General features: G+C 73.1%; 22 protein-coding genes. 10 read left to right on the top strand and 12 right to left on the bottom strand.

Features of this window, described 5'->3' with window-relative positions; translation table 11 throughout:
- Nucleotides 1–377 precede the first annotated feature (377 nt).
- Nucleotides 378–818, top strand: a complete 441-nt coding sequence (locus ACVJO7_RS30690; protein WP_491675856.1) for a hypothetical protein — start codon at nucleotides 378–380, stop codon at nucleotides 816–818.
- 6 nt (nucleotides 819–824) lie between these two features.
- On the opposite strand, the gene ACVJO7_RS30685 is transcribed toward ACVJO7_RS30690, so the two are convergent.
- Entirely contained in the window at nucleotides 825–1733 is a 909-nt protein-coding gene (locus ACVJO7_RS30685) for an SDR family oxidoreductase (RefSeq protein WP_344017496.1), read from the bottom strand.
- Nucleotides 1734–1780: 47 nt separating this feature from the next.
- Here ACVJO7_RS30685 and ACVJO7_RS30680 point away from each other — a divergent pair, with 47 nt between their 5' ends.
- Nucleotides 1781–2368 (top strand): TetR family transcriptional regulator, encoded by a 588-nt coding sequence (locus ACVJO7_RS30680; RefSeq protein WP_344017495.1) that lies wholly within the window; start codon nucleotides 1781–1783, stop codon nucleotides 2366–2368.
- 46 nt (nucleotides 2369–2414) lie between these two features.
- Here ACVJO7_RS30680 and mobA read toward each other — a convergent pair whose 3' ends face one another.
- Nucleotides 2415–3215, bottom strand: coding sequence for a molybdenum cofactor guanylyltransferase (gene mobA, locus ACVJO7_RS30675; protein WP_491675855.1), 801 nt, complete (start codon nucleotides 3213–3215; stop codon nucleotides 2415–2417).
- A gap of 89 nt (nucleotides 3216–3304) precedes the next feature.
- On the opposite strand from mobA, the gene fdhD reads away from it, so the two are divergent.
- Nucleotides 3305–4132: a formate dehydrogenase accessory sulfurtransferase FdhD gene (gene fdhD / locus ACVJO7_RS30670; protein ID WP_491675854.1), complete on the top strand. Its 828-nt coding sequence runs from the start codon at nucleotides 3305–3307 to the stop codon at nucleotides 4130–4132.
- Between the two features lie 9 nt (nucleotides 4133–4141).
- Here the strand turns inward: fdhD and ACVJO7_RS30665 are convergent, their stop codons facing one another.
- A complete protein-coding gene (locus ACVJO7_RS30665; protein WP_491675853.1) occupies nucleotides 4142–5110 on the bottom strand; it encodes a DMT family transporter in 969 nt (322 codons plus the stop codon).
- A 73-nt stretch (nucleotides 5111–5183) separates the two neighbouring features.
- Between ACVJO7_RS30665 and ACVJO7_RS30660 the strand changes: the two genes are divergently transcribed.
- Nucleotides 5184–6170, top strand: a complete 987-nt coding sequence (locus ACVJO7_RS30660; protein ID WP_491675852.1) for a LysR family transcriptional regulator — start codon at nucleotides 5184–5186, stop codon at nucleotides 6168–6170.
- Here the strand turns inward: ACVJO7_RS30660 and ACVJO7_RS30655 are convergent.
- Complete coding sequence (locus tag ACVJO7_RS30655) at nucleotides 6139–7164, bottom strand: LLM class flavin-dependent oxidoreductase (RefSeq protein ID WP_491675851.1); 1026 nt, start codon at nucleotides 7162–7164, stop codon at nucleotides 6139–6141. The genes ACVJO7_RS30660 and ACVJO7_RS30655 overlap by 32 nt on opposite strands.
- Nucleotides 7165–7193: 29 nt before the next feature.
- Entirely contained in the window at nucleotides 7194–7607 is a 414-nt protein-coding gene (locus tag ACVJO7_RS30650) for a MarR family winged helix-turn-helix transcriptional regulator (protein WP_491675850.1), read from the bottom strand.
- A 433-nt stretch (nucleotides 7608–8040) separates the two neighbouring features.
- On the opposite strand from ACVJO7_RS30650, the gene ACVJO7_RS30645 reads away from it, so the two are divergent.
- Nucleotides 8041–8298, top strand: a complete 258-nt coding sequence (locus tag ACVJO7_RS30645; protein WP_491675849.1) for a nuclear transport factor 2 family protein — start codon at nucleotides 8041–8043, stop codon at nucleotides 8296–8298.
- 10 nt (nucleotides 8299–8308) lie between these two features.
- Here ACVJO7_RS30645 and ACVJO7_RS30640 read toward each other — a convergent pair whose 3' ends face one another.
- The 5 genes from ACVJO7_RS30640 to dop all read right to left on the bottom strand — a co-directional run bounded on the left by ACVJO7_RS30640 (nucleotide 8309) and on the right by dop (nucleotide 12609).
- Nucleotides 8309–8812 (bottom strand): SRPBCC family protein, encoded by a 504-nt coding sequence (locus ACVJO7_RS30640; protein WP_491675875.1) that lies wholly within the window; start codon nucleotides 8810–8812, stop codon nucleotides 8309–8311.
- Nucleotides 8809–9624 carry a proteasome subunit alpha gene (gene prcA, locus ACVJO7_RS30635; RefSeq protein WP_491675848.1) on the bottom strand — a complete coding sequence of 272 codons (816 nt, stop codon included), beginning with the start codon at nucleotides 9622–9624 and terminating at the stop codon, nucleotides 8809–8811. The genes ACVJO7_RS30640 and prcA overlap by 4 nt, the downstream gene beginning before the upstream one ends.
- Nucleotides 9625–9672: 48 nt before the next feature.
- On the bottom strand, nucleotides 9673–10563 hold the full coding sequence (gene prcB / locus ACVJO7_RS30630) for a proteasome subunit beta (protein ID WP_344017486.1): 891 nt from the start codon (nucleotides 10561–10563) through the stop codon (nucleotides 9673–9675).
- 165 nt (nucleotides 10564–10728) lie between these two features.
- Entirely contained in the window at nucleotides 10729–10926 is a 198-nt protein-coding gene (locus tag ACVJO7_RS30625; protein WP_085912278.1) for a ubiquitin-like protein Pup, read from the bottom strand.
- 174 nt (nucleotides 10927–11100) lie between these two features.
- Nucleotides 11101–12609 (bottom strand): depupylase/deamidase Dop, encoded by a 1509-nt coding sequence (gene dop, locus ACVJO7_RS30620; protein WP_344017992.1) that lies wholly within the window; start codon nucleotides 12607–12609, stop codon nucleotides 11101–11103.
- A 122-nt stretch (nucleotides 12610–12731) separates the two neighbouring features.
- Between dop and ACVJO7_RS30615 the strand changes: the two genes are divergently transcribed.
- Both ACVJO7_RS30615 and ACVJO7_RS30610 read left to right on the top strand, forming a co-directional pair.
- Entirely contained in the window at nucleotides 12732–13289 is a 558-nt protein-coding gene (locus ACVJO7_RS30615; RefSeq protein WP_491675847.1) for an NUDIX hydrolase, read from the top strand.
- A 174-nt stretch (nucleotides 13290–13463) separates the two neighbouring features.
- Nucleotides 13464–13661, top strand: a complete 198-nt coding sequence (locus ACVJO7_RS30610) for a hypothetical protein (protein ID WP_344017483.1) — start codon at nucleotides 13464–13466, stop codon at nucleotides 13659–13661.
- Between the two features lie 81 nt (nucleotides 13662–13742).
- Here the strand turns inward: ACVJO7_RS30610 and lpdA are convergent, their stop codons facing one another.
- The gene (gene lpdA / locus ACVJO7_RS30605; RefSeq protein ID WP_491675846.1) at nucleotides 13743–15146 is read right to left on the bottom strand and encodes a dihydrolipoyl dehydrogenase; all 1404 of its coding nucleotides are present in this window, start codon (nucleotides 15144–15146) and stop codon (nucleotides 13743–13745) included.
- 9 nt (nucleotides 15147–15155) lie between these two features.
- Nucleotides 15156–15674 carry a MarR family winged helix-turn-helix transcriptional regulator gene (locus tag ACVJO7_RS30600; protein ID WP_491675845.1) on the bottom strand — a complete coding sequence of 173 codons (519 nt, stop codon included), beginning with the start codon at nucleotides 15672–15674 and terminating at the stop codon, nucleotides 15156–15158.
- A 111-nt stretch (nucleotides 15675–15785) separates the two neighbouring features.
- On the opposite strand from ACVJO7_RS30600, the gene ACVJO7_RS30595 reads away from it, so the two are divergent.
- From ACVJO7_RS30595 to ACVJO7_RS30585, 3 genes are all read left to right on the top strand, one after another.
- A complete protein-coding gene (locus tag ACVJO7_RS30595) occupies nucleotides 15786–16334 on the top strand; it encodes a YceI family protein (protein WP_491675844.1) in 549 nt (182 codons plus the stop codon).
- Between the two features lie 400 nt (nucleotides 16335–16734).
- Complete coding sequence (locus ACVJO7_RS30590; protein WP_491675843.1) at nucleotides 16735–18420, top strand: SLC13 family permease; 1686 nt, start codon at nucleotides 16735–16737, stop codon at nucleotides 18418–18420.
- Nucleotides 18421–18509: 89 nt separating this feature from the next.
- The coding region (locus tag ACVJO7_RS30585; RefSeq protein ID WP_491675842.1) for an SLC13 family permease at nucleotides 18510–20102 on the top strand (1593 nt) is incomplete at its 3' end.

The raw sequence follows: 20102 nt of genomic DNA, 5'->3' as shown, positions 1-20102 counted from the left end.
CCCGCCCGGGTGGCGGGACCGCGGCCCGGCGGTCGCGACCGTCGCGAACATCGGCGGCCTCGGGCTCGGCGCGGCACTGGCCGGGCTCGCCGTCCAGTACCTCCCGGCACCGCTGCACCTGGCCTTCGCGGTGCACGCCGTCGCCGTCGCGCTCTGCGGGCTGCTGGTGCTCGCCGCACCGGAGACGGTCCGCGACCGTCCGGCGCACCCGGTGCTGCGCCCCGGGCGCTCACGGTCCCGGCCCCGGCCCGGGCGGTGTTCGCGATCTCGGCGACGGCCGGGATCGCCGGGTTCGCGACGATCGGCCTGTTCACGGCGCTGTCCCCGCGAATCGTCCCGAGATCATCGGGCACCGGGACCACGCGGTCGCCGGCCTGATGCCGCTGCTGATGCTGGGCTCGTCGGTCGTCGCGCAGGTCGTCGTCCGCGCCCGCGCCCGCGCCACGGAGCGGACGCTCGACGCCGGGTGCGTCCTGCTCGTCCTCGGCGCCGGCCTGGTCGCGCTGTCGGTCGCGCAGGGCTCGATGGCCGAGCTGGTCGCCGGGGCGCTGGTCGCCGGCGCCGGGCAGGGCATGACGTTCGCCACCGGGCTGGCCGCGGTGAACGCCCGGGTGGACCCCCGGCAGCGGGCCGGGATGACGTCGGCCTACTTCGTGGTGCTCTACGTCGCGATCCCGGCGCCGATCATCGGGCTGGGCGCGGCGAGCCAGGTGTGGGACCTGCGGACCGCGGGCATCGGGTTCTGCGCGGGGGTGGCGGTGCTCGCGGCCGCGGCGCTCGCCGCCCCGCAGCTGCTGAGGCGCCGCGACCGGGGCTGACCGCGCTCACCGGTACCCGGTGGTGTCCGCGGGCAGTCCCGCGTCCTGCACCTGGACCACGTACCGCCACGCGTCCGGCCGGGACCCGTCCAGGTCGTCCACGCCGTACTCGCGCCCGAGCTCACCGGACGACGTGGAGCGCCCGTTCCACCGGTGCCGGTCCGGATCCGCGGCCAGGGCCGCGATCCCCCGGCCGACGAACCGCGGCGTCTCCGAGATCGCGAAGTGCGGCTCCCGCTCCAGGGCGTCCCGCCAGGTGTCCTCGGTGACGCCGAAGTGCTCCAGCATGAGCTCCGACCGCAGCCACCCCGGGGTGACGGCGACGGCCGTGCCGCCGTACCCGCGCAGCTCGTGCGCCCAGGAGCGGGCCAGCCGGATCGGGGCGACCTTGGCCAGGTCGTAGTAGACGTTGAGCCGGTAGTTCTGCGCGTTGTAGTCGGCCGTGCCGTCGGTGACCTCGACGACCAGCCCGCCCGGGGTGCGCGACAGCAGCCGCAGGGCGTGGTGCGCGGTCACCAGGTGGGTCTCGATCGCCAGGCGCAGCGTCCGCAGGCCGTTCGCGAGGTCGTGCCGCCAGACCGGGACGTCCCACTCCACCATCAGCTCACCGCCCCAGATGTCGTTGACCAGCACGTCGAGCCGCCCGTGGTCGCGTTCGACGCGATCCACCAGCGCGGCCACCGCCGCCGGGTCGAGATGGTCGGTGGGGACCGCGATCCCGGTGCCCCCGGCCGCGGTGACCAGGTCGGCGGTGTCCTCGATCGTCTCCGGCCTGCCGTACTCGGACGGTTGCGCGCGGGTGGTCCGGCCGGTGCAGTACACCGTGGCCCCCGCCGCCCCCAGCTCGACCGCGATCCCGCGCCCCGCTCCGCGGGTCGCCCCGGCGACCAGCGCGACCCGCCCGGCGAGTGTCATGTGCCCTCCTTCATAACCGAATACTCGTTTATATATACGATGGCGCCATGCCCCGCCACAAGCTGATGTCCGATACCGAGGTCCTCGACCACGCGCTGGACCTCCTGCACGCGCGCGGCCCGCAGGCGCTCACCTTCGCCGCGCTGGCCGGGGCGGCCGGGCTGGCGCCGGCCACCCTGGTGCAACGGTTCGGGACCAAGGCCGGCCTGCTGCGCCGGGCGCTGCTGCACGCCTGGGACCGGCTGGAGCACCGCACCGCCGAGCTCGGCGACGCGGCCGAGCCGACCCCGGACGGCGCGATCGCCTTCCTGTCCGGGCTGTCGGAGCAGTACGGCGGGATCGACAGCTACGCCGACGCCCTGCTGGTCCTGCGCGAGGACCTGCTCGATCCCGAGGTGAGGGCCCGGGGCGCGGTCTGGCGCGGCACGCTCACCCGGGTGCTCGACGGCTGCCTGGCCGGCACGTCCGGCGCCCCGCCGGGGATCGGCGGGATGCTCGCGACCTACTGGCAGGGCACGCTGCTGTGGTGGGGCTTCGATCCCCGGGAACCGGTCGCCGACCACGTCGGGCACGCGCTGGCCGGGTTCCTGCGGGCCGTGCTCCGGACCCCCGGCGGCGCCGCGGACCCGACCTGAGCCGCCGGATCACGGGGCACCCGGGGCCGCCGGCCCGGGCGCACCGTCATCCGATCCGCAGCTCGTCGCCGGTGACGAGCGGGAACCAGGCCGGCAGCGGCCCGGCCGGGGCCACCGTCTCCCCCACCGCGACGACCGGCCCGCCGAGAGCACCCGCCGTCGCCGCCCGTGCCGTCGTCGTGCCGCCGGCCCCGTGCAGCTTCACCGCAGGCGCCGGCCGGCGCAGCGCGGCGGCGTACTCCTCCGGGGTGTTGACGTTGACCAGCGAGTCCAGCCCCGGATCGAGCCGGGCCAGCACCGGATCGGACCGCAGCGACGCCTCGTCGATCCGGCACACCCCGACCCGGGCGAACAGCGACGGCGGCCGCCCCTCGCCGGCGTCGGTCAGCTCCGCGATCACCGGGGCCAGCGCGGCCCGGTAGCCGGCCGCGAGCGGCTGGTGGTGGCCGTGTGCGACCGGCAGCGCGACGTCGTGCCCGGCCAGCCGGTCCAGCACCCGCGCGGCGAACGCCGGATGCAGCAGCGGCAGATCGGTGGAGGCGACGAACGCGACGTCCACCCGGTCCGCGACGGCGGCGAGCCCGGTCCCGATCGCCGGGAGCGGCCCCAGGCCCGGCACCGGGTCGTCGAGCACCTCGGTGCCGCCGGGCAGCTCCGGCAGTGGCTGCCCGGCCGCACGCACCACCACCAGCGGGCCGTCGACCGCCCGCGACAGCACGGCGACGGTCCGGGTCAGCAGCGCCGCACCGTGCCAGTCGAGATCGGCCTTCGGCGCACCCATCCGCGAGGACCGGCCACCGGCGAGGACGATCCCGGCCGCTGTCCGGCGCCCCCCGTAGCCACGCACGCGGGCGATCCTACGGCCGGGCTCCTACCCTGGGGGTCCGGCCGCGACCCGACCCGCCCGACCCGTCGCGACCGGAGGGAGAGGACGAGATGGGACGGTTGACGGTCCGGCGCCCGGTACTGCGGCTCAACGCCGACGGGACCACCCGCCGGCGCCCGGACACGCTGGTGGCCGAGGAGCCGCTGGAGATCCGGGTGGACGGCTCGCCGCTGACGGTCACCATGCGGACCCCCGGGCACGACGTCGAGCTCGCGCACGGCTTCCTGCTCACCGAGGGCGTGATCGGGTCCGGCGCCGACCTGTCGACGGCACGCTACTGCGACTCGCTCGACGAGCAGGGCCGCAACACCTACAACGTGCTCGACGTCGGCCTGGCACCTGGCGTCGAACCGCCGGACGTGTCGCTCGAACGGAACTTCTACACGACGTCGTCGTGCGGGGTGTGCGGCAAGGCCTCGCTGGACGCGGTGAAGCTCAAGTCCCGCTACTCGCCCGCTGCCGATCCGCTGCGGCTCCCCCGCGCCGTGCTGTTGGAGCTGCCGGACCGGCTGCGCGAGCGGCAGAAGGTGTTCGGCTCCACCGGCGGGCTGCACGCCGCCGCGCTGTTCGACGCCACCGGCGAGCTGCTGGTGGCCCGGGAGGACGTGGGCCGGCACAACGCGGTCGACAAGGTGCTCGGCCGGATGCTGATGGACGGCCGGGTGCCCGCCGCGGGGACGGTGCTGATGGTCTCCGGGCGGGCGTCGTTCGAGCTGATCCAGAAGGCCGTGATGGCCGGGGTGCCCGTGCTGGCCGCGGTGTCCGCGCCGTCGTCGCTGGCCGTCGAGCTGGCCGACGAGGCCGGCGTGACCCTGGTCGGGTTCCTGCGCGGCGACACCGGCAACGTCTACACCGGAGAGCAGCGCATCGAGCTGTGAGCCGGCCGGTCAGCCCGACGAGGCCGGGATCGCGGTACGCGTGGCCCGCGGCCGGGCAGTTCGGGCCGGTCGGGCCGGTCGGGCCACCGCGGCGACCGTGACCACCACCAGCACACAGCCGGCGAGCTGCCAGGCGGTCGGGCGCTCGTCGAGCACCAGCATGCCCAGCAGCACCGACAGCACCGGGTGCACCAGCAGCAGCGCCCCGGCCGTGCCCGGCGCCATCCCGGCGGTCCCCCGCCCGATCAGCACCCAGGCCACCACCTGCCCGGCCAGCGCCAGCAGGATCAGCCAGGCCCAGCTCGCGGCGGGCAGGTCGAACGCGATCCCGGCGCCCCCGACGCCCACGAGCCCGCAGGTCACCGCCGCACCGAGGGTGGCCAGCGCGACCGGGGTGACCAGGTGCCGCGGGTTCCGGCGGGACACCTGCCGGTTCAGGTACAGGAACCCGGCGTAGGCGATCCCGGCGAGCGTGCCGAGCACCGCACCGCGGACCGGGGCCGGTCCGCCCGCCCCGGCGCCGAGCACCCCGCCGGCCAGCAGGATCCCGCCGAGCAGCACCGGCGCGGCGAGCAACTGGGTGCGCGCCATCCGCTCCCCCGCGACCAGGAAGGCGATCAGCGGCAGGGCCAGCACCTGTACGTTGAGCACGACGTTGGCGATCCCGGACCCGGCGTCGAGCACTGCCCGGGTCCACAGCAGGAAGTCGGCCCCCAGCAGCACCCCGGACAGCAGCGCCCAGCCGGCCGCGGCGACCGTCACCGGGCCGTGCCTGCGGTACTCGGCCAGGGCCCACGGCACCAGCACCACCAGCGCGAGCACGCACCGCCAGAACGACGCGGTCGCCGGGTCGGCCCCGGTCAGCGCGACCAGGATCCCGGTCCACGCGAGCACCGCGGCCCCGGCGAGCAGCGCGCCGACGGCCCGCGGGTCGGTCGGCGTGGGCGGGGAGGTGGGGGAAGCGGCGGGAGCGGTCACGTGATCCAGCGTCCCCAGCAAGACCACGAAGCGCTAATGACTGTTTGTGTGGTGCACTGATTAGAATGGCTACGTGATTACCTGGGACCGGTTGCGGGTCTTCGCCGCCGTCGCCGAGCACGGTTCGGTCGGCGGGGCGGCGGCCGCGCTGCACATCACCGGCCCGGCCGTCACCCAGCAGCTGCGCAGGCTCGAACGCGAGGCGGGCACCCGGCTGGTCGAACCGGACGGCCGCGGCATCCGGCTGACCGCGGCCGGGCACGTTCTCGCCGGGCACGCCGCGGCGATCGCCGGGGCCGTCGCCGACGCCGAGCGCGACCTTGCCGCACTGCAGGACGAGGTGGCCGGGCCGCTGCGGATCGGCTCGGTCGCCTCCGCGCTGCGGGCGCTGTTCCCCGAGGTGCTGGGCGCGCTGGCGGCCGAGCATCCCCGGCTGGTGCCCACCGTGCACGACGGCGAGGTGGTCGATCTGCTGCCCGCGCTGCGCTCCCGCGATCTCGACGCCGTGCTCCTGGAGAGCTGGACGCACCGGCCGGCCCGGCTGCCGCCGGGGGTCCGGGTGACGACGCTGGTCACCGAGCCGGTGCTGCTCGCCGTCCCGGAGGGGCACCGGGTCGCCGAGCGCGACCCGGCCCCGCTGGGTGAGCTGGCCGGTGAGGTGTGGGCGTCCAGCCCGGCCGGCACCGAGCCGTACGAGGCGCTGGTGCAGCTGCTGCGGGCGAACGACGTCGAGCCCGAGATCCGCTACCTGTTCGCCGACTTCGCCACCCAGCTCGCCCTGGTGCGGGCCGGGCTGGCGGTCGCCGTGGTGCCCGGGGTGGCGGTCACCCCGCCGCCGGACGGGGTGCGGTTCCTGTCCTGCACCCCGGCGATCGGGCGGTCGCTGGTGCTGGCGACCCGCGAGCAGGACGCCGCGCTGCCGCCGTTGCGCGCGCTCGGCGCGGCGCTGCGGGCCGCCGCCGGGCGCGCGGTGGCCGCCGCCCGGGACCCGGGACCCGGGACCGGGACGGACCGCGCGGCACCGGGAATCAGGCCAGCAGCTCCCGCACCATCGGGATGACCCGGGTGCCGTAGAGCTCGACCGCCTTGAGCCGCGCCGACACCGGCTGCGGCCCGACGGTGTAGATCAGGTCGAAGCGCCGGGCGCCGACCGCGCGCACCGAGTCGGCGATCTTGCGGGCGACCGTCTCCGGGGAGCCCACGTGCAGCGCACCCTGCTCGATCTCGGCGTCGAACCGCGACCGTTCCATCGGCGGCCAGCCGCGCTGGGCGCCGATCAGGTCCATCTGCGCCTTGTACGGCGCGTAGAAGATCTCCCGGGCCTCCTCGTCGGTGTCGGCGATGAAGCCCGGCGCGTGCATCCCGACCGGGTGCGGCTGGTTCCCGAACTGCTCGACGGCCCGGTGGTAGAGGTCGACGTAGGCGGCGAACCGCTGGGGCGGGCCGCCGATGATGGCGAGCATGAGACCGAGGTCGTGGTGGGCGGTGCGGACGACCGACTCCGGGGAGCCGCCGACGCCGACCCAGACCGGGATCCGGCGGCCCGCCTTCGGGAACACCTCGACGCCGTCCAGCGCGGCCCGGGTGCTGCCCTGCCAGCTGACCGGCTTCTCCTCGAGGAGCTTGACGAACAGGTCCAGCTTCTCGTCGAACAGCACCTCGTAGTCGCCCATGTCGTAGCCGAACAGCGGGAACGACTCGGTGAACGAGCCGCGACCGACGATCACCTCGGCCCGGCCGTCGGAGAGCGCGTCCAGGGTGGCGAACCGCTGGTAGACCCGCACCGGGTCGTCGGAGCTCAGCACCGTCACACCGGAGGACAGCCGGATCCGGGAGGTGCGGGTGGCGATCCCGGCGAGCACCGTCTCCGGGGTGGAGATCGAGTACTCGGGGCGGTGGTGCTCCCCCAGTGCGACGACGTCGACACCGGCCCCGTCGGCCAGCACCACCTCGTCGACCACCTGCCGGATGGCCCGGGGATGCGAGAGCAGCGCGCCCCCGTCGTCCGTCGGGACGTCGCCGAAGGTGTCCAGTCCGAAAACGTAGTCGCTCATGCACCGCCCCAACGTAGTTGCTCGTTCAATCATTCCAGGGGTGGACCGGGTTCGTCGAGCTCCTCGCGGTACGCACGTTCGGCCACCGCCAGGTACCGGGCGACGCCGGCCCGCTCCGGCCCGGTGAGTCCGGCCATCAGCTCACCGAGCGGCGCCCGGACCCGGTCCAGCAGCCCGGCCAGCCCGTCCGGCAGCACCCCGGTGTGCTCGACCAGCACCCGCCGTCGGTCGCCCGGGTCGGCGATCCGCCGGGCCAGTCCCGCCGCCACCAGGCGGTCCACCACCCGGGTCGCGGAGCCCGCGGTCAGGCCGAGGCGCCCGCCGAGGGCGCCGGTGGTGGTCGGGCCGTCCAGCTTTAGCAGGCTCGCCGCCTGGTAGTCGGTCGGCCCGAGGCCGGACCGCTCGGCCGCCTGCAGGTGGAACCGGACGACGGCGCCTCGCACACGCTTTGGAGGCATCATGACCGACACCGCCGCGGACCGCAGGACCGGCGCCGGGACCGGCCACCCCGGTGCCGAGTCGCCGTCCGGGGGCAGGCCCCGGGGCCGGACGGCGCCGGCTGCGCCGCGCCGCGATCGCCGTCGCGGCCGTCGCCGCCCTGGGCGCAGGCGGGTACCTCTGAGTCTCCGCGACGTCCACGCCCGCCGTCATCGGGACGCCGGACTGCGCGGCTGCCCCGGTGACCGGATCCGCCGTCGCCGGCAGCGCCGACCACGAGCTGGTGTGCGCGGCGCTCGGCTCGCTCACCGAGGCATGGGAGGCCGCCGACGCCTACGGCGCGGCCGTCACCGCCGACGCCACCTACACCGGCTGGGTCGGCACGCACTACGCCGGCCGGGCGGACATCGTGGAGGGGCACCGGGCGTTGCTCGAGGGGTGCTCTCCGGGACCCGGCTCACGAGCTCCTACCTGTCGGTGCGGTTCGTGCATCCCGACGTGGCGGTCGTGTCCTCCCGGGGCGACACCTGCGAGGACACGCCGCCACGGGTGCCCGGCAAGGTGCAGGCCTACACCGTCGTCCGGGACGGTGAGCGGTGGCGGATCGCCGCGTTCCAGAACACCCGGCACAACCCGGTGACCGAGCGCATCCAGTTCCTGGCCGATCCCGGCTCGCGGCCGGCGGCCGAGCGCTGAGCCCGCGCGGTCAGCGCTCCCGCGCATCCAGGTGCCGCAGCAGGTTCGCCGAGAACCGGTCGCCGGTCATGTCCATGGTCGCGCGCATCGTCCGGGTCACGACCGGCGCCGCCAGCCGGGACAGCGGCAGGGCGACGTCCAGGGTGAGGGCGATCTCCAGGTGCGTGGCGGGCGTCCCGTCGGCGTCCGGCTCGGCGTCGGTGAGCGCGTAATGGCCCTCCGCGCCCGCCCACTCGGTGACACCCGGCGGCGGGACGTGCGTGAACTCGATCCGCTTGCCCTCGGTGAAGGTCATCCGCTCGGTGAACACCGGCTTGATCCCGACGCCGAGGACGGCGAGCTGCACCATGTGCCAGCGCCACCAGGTGCCCTCGTCGTCCTCGGTGGCGTCGATCCGGCTCAGCAGCGGGGTGAGCTTCGGCAGCAGCCGCGGATCGGTCAGCACCCGCCACACCGCCGTCCGGTCCGCGGTGACGACCGCCTCGGACTCGGTGGTGGCGGAGAACCGGGTCAGGAGTCGCCGCCGTCGTCCAGGGCGCCCTCGGCGGCCGCGGCGTCGTCACCGCCGGCGACACCCGGCTCCGGCTCCGCGGTCCCGCGGTTGGCGGCGGGCAGCAGCCCGGCCAGCGCGTCCCGGTCGATCCGGCGGAAGGTGCGGCGGGCCCGGGTCCGGTCGAGGACGGCGACCTCGAGCGCGTCCGCCCCGAGCACCCGGGGCTGGGCGTTGCTGCCGTTGCCGCCCGACGCCGGATCGGCGCCCGGCACCTGCAGGCCGCCGAGCGCGACCGCGATCGCCGCCTCCAGCTCCAGGCCTGCTTGGTAGGTCTCGCCCAGCTTCGTCGAGATCGGCTCGGTCTGGCCGCCCATCACCACGAATCGCGGCTCGTCGGTGATCGAGCCGTCGTAGGTGATCCGGTAGAGCTGGTCGCCGTCCGGGCGCTCGCCGACCTCGGCGACGCACAGCTCGACCTCGAACGGCTTCTGCTGCTCGACGAACGCGGTGCCGACCGCCTGCGCGTAGGCGTTCGCCAGCATCCGGCCGGTCACGTCCCGCCGGTCGTAGGTGAAGCCGCGGTAGTCGGCCATCCGGATGCCACCGGTGCGCAGGTTCTCGAACTCGTTGTACCGGCCGACCGCGGCGAAGCCGATCCGGTCGTAGATCTCGGAGACCTTCCGCAGCGAGGTGCCGCGGTTCTCGGCGACGAACAGCACGCCGCCGGCATAGGTGAGCACGACCACGCTGCGACCGCGGGCGATGCCCTTGCGGGCGAGCTCCGAGCGGTCGCGCAGCAGCTGGTCGACGGAGGAGTAGAACGGCATCGTCATGGGGAGCGCTCCAGTGGCTCGTACGGTGCGGGCGGCGGCGGACGTCGGTCAGCGGGAAGGTCCGCCGGGACGCTCCCGGCGCCCGGCGATCACCTGCTCGACGACGGCGGCGATCTCGTCCTCGCCGCGGCGGACCGCTCCGTCGGCGTCGATCCCGACGACGACCGGGTAGATCCGGCGGACGGTGTCCGGCCCGCCGGTGGCGGTGTCGTCGTCGGCCGCGTCGTAGAGCGCCTCGATCGCCGTCCGCACCGCGCCGGCGAGGTCCGCGGCCGGGTCGTGCAGCTTCTTCAGCGACGACTTCGCGAAGACCGAGCCGGAACCGACCGCGTGGAAGCCGAGGTTCTCGTCGTACCGGCCGCCGGTGGGGTCGAAGGTCACGATGCGGCCCGCCCGGGCCGGGTCGGCGATGTCGGTGTCGTACCCGGCGAACAGCGGGACCACGACGAAGCCCTGCATCGCCGCGCCGAGGTTCTGCCGGACCATCCCGGCAAGCCGGTTCGCCTTGCCGTCCAGCGAGAGCGGCACGCCCTCGAGCTTCTCGTAGTTCTCCAGGTCGACGCTGAACAGCCGGACCATCTCCACGGCGATCCCGGCCGAGCCGGCGATGCCGACGGCCGAGTGCTCGTCGGTGACGAAGACCTTCTCGATGTCCCGCTGGGCGATCATGTTGCCGCTGGTGGCCCGCCGGTCACCGGCGATGACGACGCCGCCGGAGTAGGTGAGGGCGATGATCGTGGTGCCGTGCGGCACGCCGAGCGTGTCGGCGGCGTTCCCGCCGTGCGCCGGCGAGGCCGCGATCCCGGCGCCCGGCAGCAGGTGCGGTGCTGTGGCCCCGACGAAATCCGTGAACGACTCGGATCCGGTGAGGAAGGTGCCGAGCTGACCTGTGTGGTGCCCGGGCACGATCCCGGGTGTGACCGACGGCCGGAACTCCATCTTCGGGTACGTGCCTCTCGTTCGAGCTGCGTGCGCCGGACGCGCCGCCGGGCGGCGGGGCCTCCGGCACGGCCGGGCCCGCTGGTGCGGACCCGGCCGGGACGGTAGTACGGGAACGGACCTGGCGCCCGCGCGACGCCGGTCAGCCGGCGCGGCGCGATCGGGTCACTCGCCGCCCTTCTGGACGTAGGACCGGACGAAGTCCTCCGCGTTCTCCTCCAGGACGTCGTCGATCTCGTCGAGGATGGTGTCCACGTCCTCGCCGAGCTTCTCGCGGCGCTCCTGCCCGGATCCGGAGGCACCCTCGGCGGACTCGTCGTCGCCGTCGCCACCGCCCTGGCGCTTCGTCTGCTCCTGCGACATGACGTCTCCTCCTCGCGCTGAGTCACTCGAGACCCACCGGACCCGACCGGTGCGACCGGTGGCCACCACCGGAGCGCACCGGAGCACATCCGGTACGTACTCACCCTACCGATCGGCACCGACAAAATCGCCTGTTGCGCGGTGGTGGGTCGCCGGTGCCGGGCCGGTGCCGCTTCAGTGGGCTGTGAGCTTGTCCACCAGCTCCTCGGCGCTGGACACTGCCTCGAACAGCTCCCCCACGTGCTTGCGGGTGCCCCGCAGCGGCTCCAGCGTCGGGATCCGCACCAGCGACTCGCGGCCCAGGTCGAAGATCACCGAGTCCCAGGACGCGGCGGCAACCTCGACCGGGTAGCGGCTCATGCAGGTACCCCGGAAGTACGCGCGGGTGTCCTCCGGCGGCTCGGTCATCGCCGCCATCACCTGCTCCTCGGAGACCAGCCTGCGCATCGACCCCCGGGTCACCAGCCGGTTGTACAGGCCCTTGGCCAGCCGGACGTCGGAGTACTGCAGGTCCACCATGCCGAGCCGGCCGGACGCCCAGGTCAGGCCGTCCCGCTCGCGGTAGGCCTCGAGCAGCTTGAGCTTCGCCGTCCAGTCCAGGCGGTCCGCGGTGAGCATCGGGTCCCGGGCCAGGTCGGTGAGCACCGACTCCCACTCCTCGACGACCTCACGGGTGTCCGGGTCCCAGCCGGCCCGGTCGTTCCCGACGGTCTGCTCCAGATGGGCGACCGCCCGGGTCAGGTACTCCTCCTGCAGGTTCAGCCCGGTCAGCTGCCGGCCGTCGGCCAGCGGCACGGTCTGCCGCAGGCTGGGGTCGTGGCTGATCCGGGAGACCGACTTCACCGGCTCGGCCAGCCGCAGGTCCTCGAACGACCGGCCGTGCTCGATCATGTCGAGCACCAGTGCCGTGGTGCCGACCTTGAGCAGGGTGGCGACCTCGGAGAGGTTCGCGTCGCCGATGATGACGTGCAGCCTGCGGTACTTGTCGGCGTCGGCGTGCGGCTCGTCGCGGGTGTTGATGATGCCACGCTTGAGGGTGGTCTCCAGGCCGACCTCGACCTCGATGTAGTCCGCGCGCTGCGCCAGCTGGTAGCCCGGATCGTCGCCCTGCTGGCCCAGCCCGACCCTGCCGGAGCCGCAGACCACCTGGCGGGACACGAAGAACGGGGTGAGCCCGGTGACGATCGACGGGAACGTCGTGCTGCGGGCCATCAGGTAGTTCTCGTGCGAGCCGTAGCTCGCGCCCTTGCCGTCGACGTTGTTCTTGTAGAGCTGCATCCGGGGCGCGCCCGGCACGGTCGCCGCCCGGTTCGCGGCCTCCAGCATGATCCGCTCGCCGGCCTTGTCCCAGATCACGATGTCGCGCGGGGTCAGCACCTCAGGGGTGGAGAACTCGGGATGGGCGTGGTCGACGTAGAAGCGGGCGCCGTTGGTCAGGATGACGTTGGCCGCGCCGAGGTCGTCGAGGTCGGTGTCGAGCTGCGGCGCCAGCGACGGCGACGACAGGTCGAAGCCGCGGGCGTCGCGCAGCGGCGACTCGACCTCGTAGTCCCAGCGGGCCCGCCGGTTGCGCGGCACGTCCGCGGCCGCGGCGTAGGCGAGCACCACCTGGGTGGAGGTCACCACCGGGTTGGCGGTCGGGTCGCCGGGCACCGCGATGCCGTACTCGACCTCGGTGCCCATGATCCGCCGCGCCGTCACGACCGGCTCCCTGCGCGAGACTGCATTACCCGAGCCTAACCGTCACCGAGCCCGGCGCGACCCCGCCGCGCGGCGGCATCGGCCACTGTCCGATCATCGCGGGCGTGACCGACCCCGCACGCGAGCGTCTGACGGTGCTCGACGCCGACGGCAGGCCGACCGGCGTCGCCGAGCGGGGCGAGGTCTACGCCCGGTCGCTGTGGCACGCCAGCACCGCCGTCGCGCTGCGCAGCACCGACGGCGCGCGGATCTACGTGCACCGCCGCACCGACTCGAAGATGACCATGCCGGGGCGCTGGGACAGCTGGGCGGGCGGCGTGCTCGGCACCGGTGAGGACCCCGGGACCGGTGCGGCCCGAGAGCTGGCCGAGGAGCTCGGCGTCACCGGGGTCGCCCTGCAGCCGCTGTTCGTGATGGCCTTCGACGCCGCGGCGCTCGAGGTGGACACCGGCCCCGGGACCGGCCCGCACGGGCTGCGCGCGCACATCCACGCCTACCAGGCGTTCTGCGACGGTCCGGTGGTGCACCAGCCCGCCGAGGTCGCCGAGGGCGGCTGGTGGACGCTCGACGAGCTGCGGTCCCGGCTCGACTCACCGGCCTACCCCTGGGCGCCCGACGGCCGCGTGGTCACCCGCCGATGGCTCGACGACGCCGTCGGATAGTGTCCCCCGCCTGCCCGTTTACCGACGGGTAATGCAGATCACCCACACCGGGCACTGGATCGGTTAACACCCGGCGGGTCGCGCGACGACACGACGGGGAGGGCCCAGCGTGGGGCCTCCCGGTCCGCACCGGCACCCGCCGCCAGTACCCCACGCAACACTCTGGAGTCCCGCATGGTCAGCATCTCGGTCTCGGCCCGCTCGCTCGCCGCCGCCCGGCTGATCGATCCCGACGTGAACACCGCCGCCGTGCAGGCCGCGGTGGAGGCCGCCCTCGCCGCGGAGCGCCAGGAGAAGAAGCGCGACGCGCAGCGCCCGTCGACGCGCCGCGAGCACTCCGCCGGGCGCGAGCCCGGCCGGCCCACCGACTGACACCGGCCGCACCCCCGCACCGCACACGTCGGGCCCGCACCCCGGGCGGGGTACGGGCCCGACGGCCGTGTGACGGCGGTGTCAGAGGTTGATCATGTGGCCGGCCAGGCCGTGGATCGCCTCCTGCAGGCCCTCCGACAGGGTCGGGTGGGCGTGCACGTTGCGGGCCATCTCGTGGACGGTCAGGTCCCACTTCTGGGCCAGCGTCAGCTCGGGCAGCAGCTCGGTGGCCTCGGCACCGATGATGTGCCCGCCGAGCAGCTCGCCGTGGGTGTCGTCGGAGATCAGCTTGACGAAGCCGTTCGGCTCGGCCATGCCCTGCGCCTTGCCGTTCGCGGTGTACGGGAACTGGGCGACCTTGACCTTCCAGCCCTTCTCGTCGGCCAGCTGCTCGGCCTCGGCCTGGGTGTAGCCGAAGCTGGCGACCTGCGGCGAGCAGAAGGTCGCCCGCGGCATCATCTTGTAGTCGAGCTCCTGGGTCTCGGCCCCGGCCAGGGTCTCCGAGGCCACGATGCCCTGGGCCTCGGCGACGTGCGCGAGCATCAGCTTCGCGGTGACGTCGCCGATCGCGTAGACGTGCTCGACGTTGGTCCGCATCCGGTCGTCGATCGCGATCGCGCCGCGCTCGGTCAGCTCCACGCCCAGCTTGTCGAGGCCGAAGCCGTCCACCCGGGGGGCGAAGCCGATGGCCTGCACGACCTTGTCGGCGCGCAGCTCGTGGGTGCCCTTGGCGTCGGAGACGGTGACCGTGACGCCCTTGCCGTCGTCGGCGATCGACTCCACCTTGGTCGACGTGCGGACGGTCACGCCCAGCTTCTTGTAGCGCTTGAGCAGCTCCTTGGACACGTCGGCGTCCTCCAGCGGGAGCAGCCGGTCCAGGTACTCGACGATGGTGACGTCGACGCCGTAGTTGGCCAGCACGTAGGCGAACTCGACACCGATCGCGCCGGCACCGGCGATGACGACGCTCTCCGGGAGCTCGCGGGTGAGGATCTGCTCCTCGTAGGTCACCACCCGCTCGGACAGCTCGGTGCCCGGCAGCAGCTTGACCGTGGAACCGGAGGCGATGATCACGTCGTCGTAGGTGACGGTCTCCGAGCCGCCCTTCGTGAGGTCGACCTCGATCTCGCCCGGCCCGGTGAACCGGCCGAAGCCGTCGATCTCTGTGATCTTGTTCTTCTTCATCAGGAAGTGCACGCCCTTGACCCGGCCGTCCGCGACGGTGCGGCTGCGGTCGAAGGCGGCGCCGAAGTCCAGCGTCACGTCGCCGGAGAGCCCGAAGGTCTTCTGCTCCTTGGTGACGATGTGCGCGATCTCGGCGTTGCGCAGCAGCGCCTTCGACGGGATGCAGCCGACGTTCAGGCACACGCCGCCCCAGTACTTCTCCTCGATCACCGCCACACTGCGGCCGAGCTGGGCGGCACGAATGGCCGCCACGTATCCACCGGGTCCGGCTCCGAGCACGACGACGTCGAAATGAGGCATGCGCCCAGCCTAGGACGCTCGGGCCGAGCCGGGGCCGTCCGGTCCTGCGTCACGGGTCACCGGCCACTGCCCGGTTCCGGACAGGTACTCGACGAGGGTTTCGCAGGCCTCCCGGAGCCCGGCCTGCTGCGCCGCGGTGAGCCCGTCGAAGACGGCCTCCCGCACGCTCTCGACGTGATCGGGCGCCGCGTTGCGGAGCACCTCGAACCCCTCGTCGGTCAGCTCGGCGAGCTGGCCGCGACGGTCGGTGGGACAGGACCGGCGGACCACCCAGCCGGCCTCCTCCATCCGGGCGACCGCGTGCGACAGCCGGCTGCGCGAGGACCACGCCGACTCGGCGAGCACGCTCATCCGCAGGGTCCGCCCGGGCGCCTCGGAGAGCCGCACCAGGATCTCGTAGTACGCCTGCGGCATCCCCGCGTTCGACTGCAGGCGACGTTCGACGCGGTCCAGCACCAGACGCTGGGCGGCCAGGAACGACCGCCAGGTCCGCTGCTCGTCGTCGTCGAGCCAGCGCGCGTGCTCCACGTCACCCTCCGGAATTGTTGAGCGCTCATCTTGTTGGTTCTAGTATCACTCTCAACAAGTGAGAGTTCAACTAAGAGTCTGAAGTACCCCACCACATCGGAGGCGTTCCCCATGACCAGCATCCCCAACTACGTCGCAGGCACCTGGGACATCGACCCCGTGCACAGCGACGTCTCGTTCAGTGTCCGTCACATGATGGTCAGCAAGGTCAAGGGGCGGTTCGGCGACGTCTCCGGCGAGATCGTCACCGGCGAGCAGCTGGAGGACTCGACCGTGACCGCGACCATCGACGCCACCTCCATCAGCACCGGCAACGAGCAGCGCGACGGGCACATCCGGTCGGCCGACTTCTTCGAGGTCGAGAAGTACCCCACCTGGTCGTTCACCTCGACCGGGATCGTCGCCAAGGACGACGAGTACGTCCTGACCGGTGACCTCACCATCAAGGGTGTGACCAAGCCGGTCGAGCTGGACCTCGAGGTCGTCGGCATCGGGCCGGACGCCTACGGCGGCACCCGCGCCGGCTTCAGCGCCAGCACCATGATCAAGCGCTCCGACTTCGGCGTCGACATCTCGCTGCCGATGGAGGGCGGCGGTGTCGTGGTGAGCGAGAAGGTGGGCGTCAACCTGGAGATCCAGGGCGTCCTGCGCGCCGCCTGAGTTCCACCGCACCCCGGGAGCCCCGGTCCGCGTGATGCGGACCGGGGCTCCGGTGCGTCGTAGGGGGTGCTGCCCGACGTTTGCACGGATCTCTCCGCCGCGTCCCCTGACCGAACTCCTCCCCCGACCCACCGTCGGACAGCTCGAGCGGCACTTGAGGGCTGTCGAGGCCGGTCTCGGCGACACCCGTGTACCCCTCGACGCGCTGCCGGAGATGGGGTGGGCGGGCGCTGGGGCGCGGGATGCCGGTCGCCGAGCTCCCGGACCGGCTCACCCGCGTCGTCCCCACCGGAGGTTTCCGGCATACCGTGTGTAGCGAACAGGCTGTCCCGATCAGGTAGGTTCCCGGCACGCCGCGCGCGGACGGTCCGTGGCTCAGCTGCAGCGAGGGGGCATCAGCATGGCGACGACCGACTCCGATGCACGTGATCCGGAGACCGAACAGGACCGGATCTCCGGTGACGATCCACCTGCCGGTACCGGAGGTGCGACCGCTGCCGACAGGCGCTCCCCCGGCCGCACCTGGGGTTTCCGCGCCCTGGGGCTCGGGCTGAGCCTGCTGACCTGGCTCCTGCTCGGGCTGGCCGAGACCCTGGACCCGGACGCCCGCACGGTCGCCGCGATCGGCGTGCTCATGGCGACGTGGTGGGTGACCGAGGCCATCCCGCTATCGGCGACCGCACTCCTCCCGCTCGTGCTGTTCCCCGCCTTCGGGGTCCTGCCCGTGTCCGACGTCGGCGCCCGCTACGGCGACCCCATCGTCTTCCTGTTCCTCGGCGGCTTCCTCATCGCGATCGCGATGCAGAAGTGGCATCTGCACCGGCGGATCGCCCTGCTCACGCTCCGTGCGGTCGGCACGACGCCGACCCGCATCGTGCTCGGCATGATGATCTCCACCGCGTTCCTGTCGATGTGGGTGTCGAACACCGCGACCACCCTGATGATGCTGCCGATCGCACTCTCGGTGCTGGCCCTCGTCGCCGAACGCGCCGGAGGCGCGGACGACGCCGTCCGACGCGGCGCACCGCTGAGCGAGACCATCCGCAACCCGTCGGTGCAGATCTTCGGCATCGGCCTGGTGCTGTCGATCGCGTGGGCGTCGTCCATCGGTGGACTCGGCACGCTGCTCGGCAGCCCGCCGAACGCGATCGTCGCCGGATACGTCCAGGACGAGCTGGAGCGCGAGATCAGCTTCCTCGGCTGGATGCAGCTCGGCGTCCCGATCGTCATCGTCTTCGTGGCGATCGCCTGGTACCTGATCACCCGTTTCCTGTTCCGGACCGACCTGACCGAGATCCCGGGCGGCCGGGAGATGATCGACGAGCAGCTGCACGAGATGGGCCCGGCCAGCGCGGCCGAGAAGCGGGTGCTCGGTGTGTTCGCCGGCGCCGCCTTCCTCTGGATCGTGCCGGGCCTGCTCACCGAGTTCGACGTCATCGAGAACGCACTCCCGTGGCTCGGCGAGTTCAACGACACCGCGATCGCCATCCTCGCCGGGATCGTGCTGTTCCTGATGCCGGCCGGCAGCACACCGCCCGGAGAGGCCGGCACCTCCCCGGAGCCCGCTGCGCAGGGGGGCCCGCCCCGCCGCTACCGCATGCTGCTGGTGTGGGACGACGCGCAGAAGGGGCTGCCCTGGGGCGTCCTGCTCCTGTTCGGTGGCGGTCTCGCACTGGCCGGCGCGGTCTCGGCGAGCGGACTGGACGAGTTCATCGGCACCAGCGTGGCCGGGCTCGGGGTGCTTCCGATCCTGCTCCTCGTCGGAGCGGTGGTCGCGATCGTGCTGCTGCTGACCGAGGTCACCTCCAACACCGCCACGGCGGCCACCTTCATCCCGGTCCTCGGTGGGGTCGCGATCGGCATCGGGGCCGATTCGATGACCCTGCTGATCCCGGCCGCTCTCGCGGCGACGTGCGCGTTCATGCTCCCCGTGGGGACACCTCCGAACGCCATCGTGTTCGGCTCGGGGGTCGTCACGATCGGGCAGATGGCCCGTGGCGGGGTCTGGCTGAACATCGTGGGCGTCCTGCTCATCACCCTGTTCGCCTTCTTGCTCGGCGGCTGGGCGCTCGGCCTGCAGTTCTGATCGGCGAGGGGTGCCACCGTCCACCGGTCGGGGATGCACCGCGCCCGCCCCCCAGCTCGCCCCGACCGGGGTGCGGAGAGAGGACATGGATGCCCACCGAGACGACCTCTGAGCAGCGGCTGGAATCCGGTCCACCAGGCGAGCCCGGTACCGGTCGGGCACCCGCAGTGGTGTGGGGCCTGCGGGCCCTCGGCCTCGCGCTGGCCGGGCTGACCTGGCTGGCACTCGGCCTGTCCGGGACCATCGCGCCCGACGCCCGCGTCGTCGCCGCGATCGGCGTGCTCATGGCAACCTGGTGGGTCAGCGAGGCGCTGCCCCTCCCGGCCACCGCCCTGATCCCGATCGTCGCCTTCCCGGCGTTCGGCATCGTGACCGTGTCCGACGCCGCGGCCCGCTACGGCGATCCCATCGTCTTCCTGTTCCTCGGTGGCTTCCTCATCGCGATCGCGATGCAGAAGTGGAACCTGCACCGGCGGATCGCGCTGCTCACACTGCGCGCGGTCGGCACCACCCCGGACCGGATCGTGCTCGGCGTCATGATCGCCTGCGGCTTCCTGTCGATGTGGGTGAACAACACCGCCACCGCACTGATGATGCTGCCCATCGCCCTGTCGGTGCTGGCGCTGGTCGCCGAGCGGGTCAGCGGAGAGCAGCTCACCCCCGGGTCCGCCGTGTCCGAGGTCATCCACAACCGGGACGTCCGACGGTTCGGGATCAGCCTCATGCTGGCCGTCGCCTGGTCGTCGTCGATCGGCGGGCTGGGAACCATCGTCGGGTCGATCCCGAACGCGATGGTCGTCGCCTTCCTCGCCGACGAGTTCGACCGCGAGATCGGGTTCCTGCAGTGGATGCTCATCGGCGTCCCGGTCACCGTGATCCTGCTGATCACGGTGTGGCTGGTCCTGACGAAGTTCCTGTTCCGGACCGCGCTGCCCGAGGTCCCCGGCGGCCGGGAGATGATCGACGAGCAGCTTCGCGAGATGGGACCGATCAGCTCGGCGGAGAAGCGTGTGCTCGCGGTGTTCGGCGCCGCGGCCTTCCTCTGGATCGTCCCCGCCCTGCTCTCCGAGTTCGACGCCGTCGACGCCGCGCTGCCGTGGCTCGGGAACCTCAACGACACCGCCATCGCGATCGCCGCAGGCATCGTGCTTTTCCTGGTCCCGGCGGGTCCGGCGGGCGAGGGTCGTGCCCGATACCCGATGGTGCTGGTCTGGGACGACGCGCAGAAGGGGCTCCCCTGGGGCGTCCTGGTCCTGTTCGGTGGTGGCCTCGCGCTCGCGGGCTCGGTGTCGGCGAGCGGGCTCGACGAGTTCATCGGCAGCCAGGTGGGGGCGCTCGGCGTGCTGCCGACCCTGCTGCTGGTGTTCGCGGTCGTCTCCATCGTGTTGCTGCTGACCGAGGTCACCAGCAACACGGCCACCTCGGCCACCTTCATCCCGCTGCTGGGTGCGGTTGCCCTCGGGATCGGGATCGACGAGGCGACCCTGCTGATCCCGGCGGCGATGGCGGCGACCTGTGCGTTCATGCTGCCGGTCGGCACACCGCCGAACGCGATCGTGTTCGGCTCCGGCGCGGTGACCATCGGCCAGATGGCGCGCGCGGGAGCGTGGGTGAACGTCGTCGGGGTCGTCGTCATCACCGGCGTGGCCTGGCTGATCGGCAGCTGGGCGCTCGGCATGCAG

It is taken from the genome of Pseudonocardia sp. DxW, from assembly GCF_058448985.1.
Note: the sequence above shows the minus strand (reverse complement) of the source record. Positions and strands in the feature narration are given on the sequence as shown.

Excerpts from the sequence above, each read along its gene's own strand:
- ACVJO7_RS30625 (WP_085912278.1), bottom strand. The coding sequence starts at position 10,926 with ATGTCGCAGGAGCAGACGAAGCGCCAGGGCGGTGGCGACGGCGACGAC.
- prcA (WP_491675848.1), bottom strand. The coding sequence starts at position 9,624 with ATGACGATGCCGTTCTACTCCTCCGTCGACCAGCTGCTGCGCGACCGC.
- ACVJO7_RS30680 (WP_344017495.1), top strand. The coding sequence starts at position 1,781 with ATGCCCCGCCACAAGCTGATGTCCGATACCGAGGTCCTCGACCACGCG.
- fdhD (WP_491675854.1), top strand. The coding sequence starts at position 3,305 with ATGGGACGGTTGACGGTCCGGCGCCCGGTACTGCGGCTCAACGCCGAC.
- ACVJO7_RS30690 (WP_491675856.1), top strand. The coding sequence starts at position 378 with ATGCCGCTGCTGATGCTGGGCTCGTCGGTCGTCGCGCAGGTCGTCGTC.
- dop (WP_344017992.1), bottom strand. The coding sequence starts at position 12,609 with ATGGGCACCGAGGTCGAGTACGGCATCGCGGTGCCCGGCGACCCGACC.
- ACVJO7_RS30610 (WP_344017483.1), top strand. The coding sequence starts at position 13,464 with ATGGTCAGCATCTCGGTCTCGGCCCGCTCGCTCGCCGCCGCCCGGCTG.
- lpdA (WP_491675846.1), bottom strand. The coding sequence starts at position 15,146 with ATGCCTCATTTCGACGTCGTCGTGCTCGGAGCCGGACCCGGTGGATAC.
- ACVJO7_RS30655 (WP_491675851.1), bottom strand. The coding sequence starts at position 7,164 with ATGAGCGACTACGTTTTCGGACTGGACACCTTCGGCGACGTCCCGACG.
- ACVJO7_RS30595 (WP_491675844.1), top strand. The coding sequence starts at position 15,786 with ATGACCAGCATCCCCAACTACGTCGCAGGCACCTGGGACATCGACCCC.
- ACVJO7_RS30685 (WP_344017496.1), bottom strand. The coding sequence starts at position 1,733 with ATGACACTCGCCGGGCGGGTCGCGCTGGTCGCCGGGGCGACCCGCGGA.
- ACVJO7_RS30590 (WP_491675843.1), top strand. The coding sequence starts at position 16,735 with ATGGCGACGACCGACTCCGATGCACGTGATCCGGAGACCGAACAGGAC.
- prcB (WP_344017486.1), bottom strand. The coding sequence starts at position 10,563 with ATGGAGTTCCGGCCGTCGGTCACACCCGGGATCGTGCCCGGGCACCAC.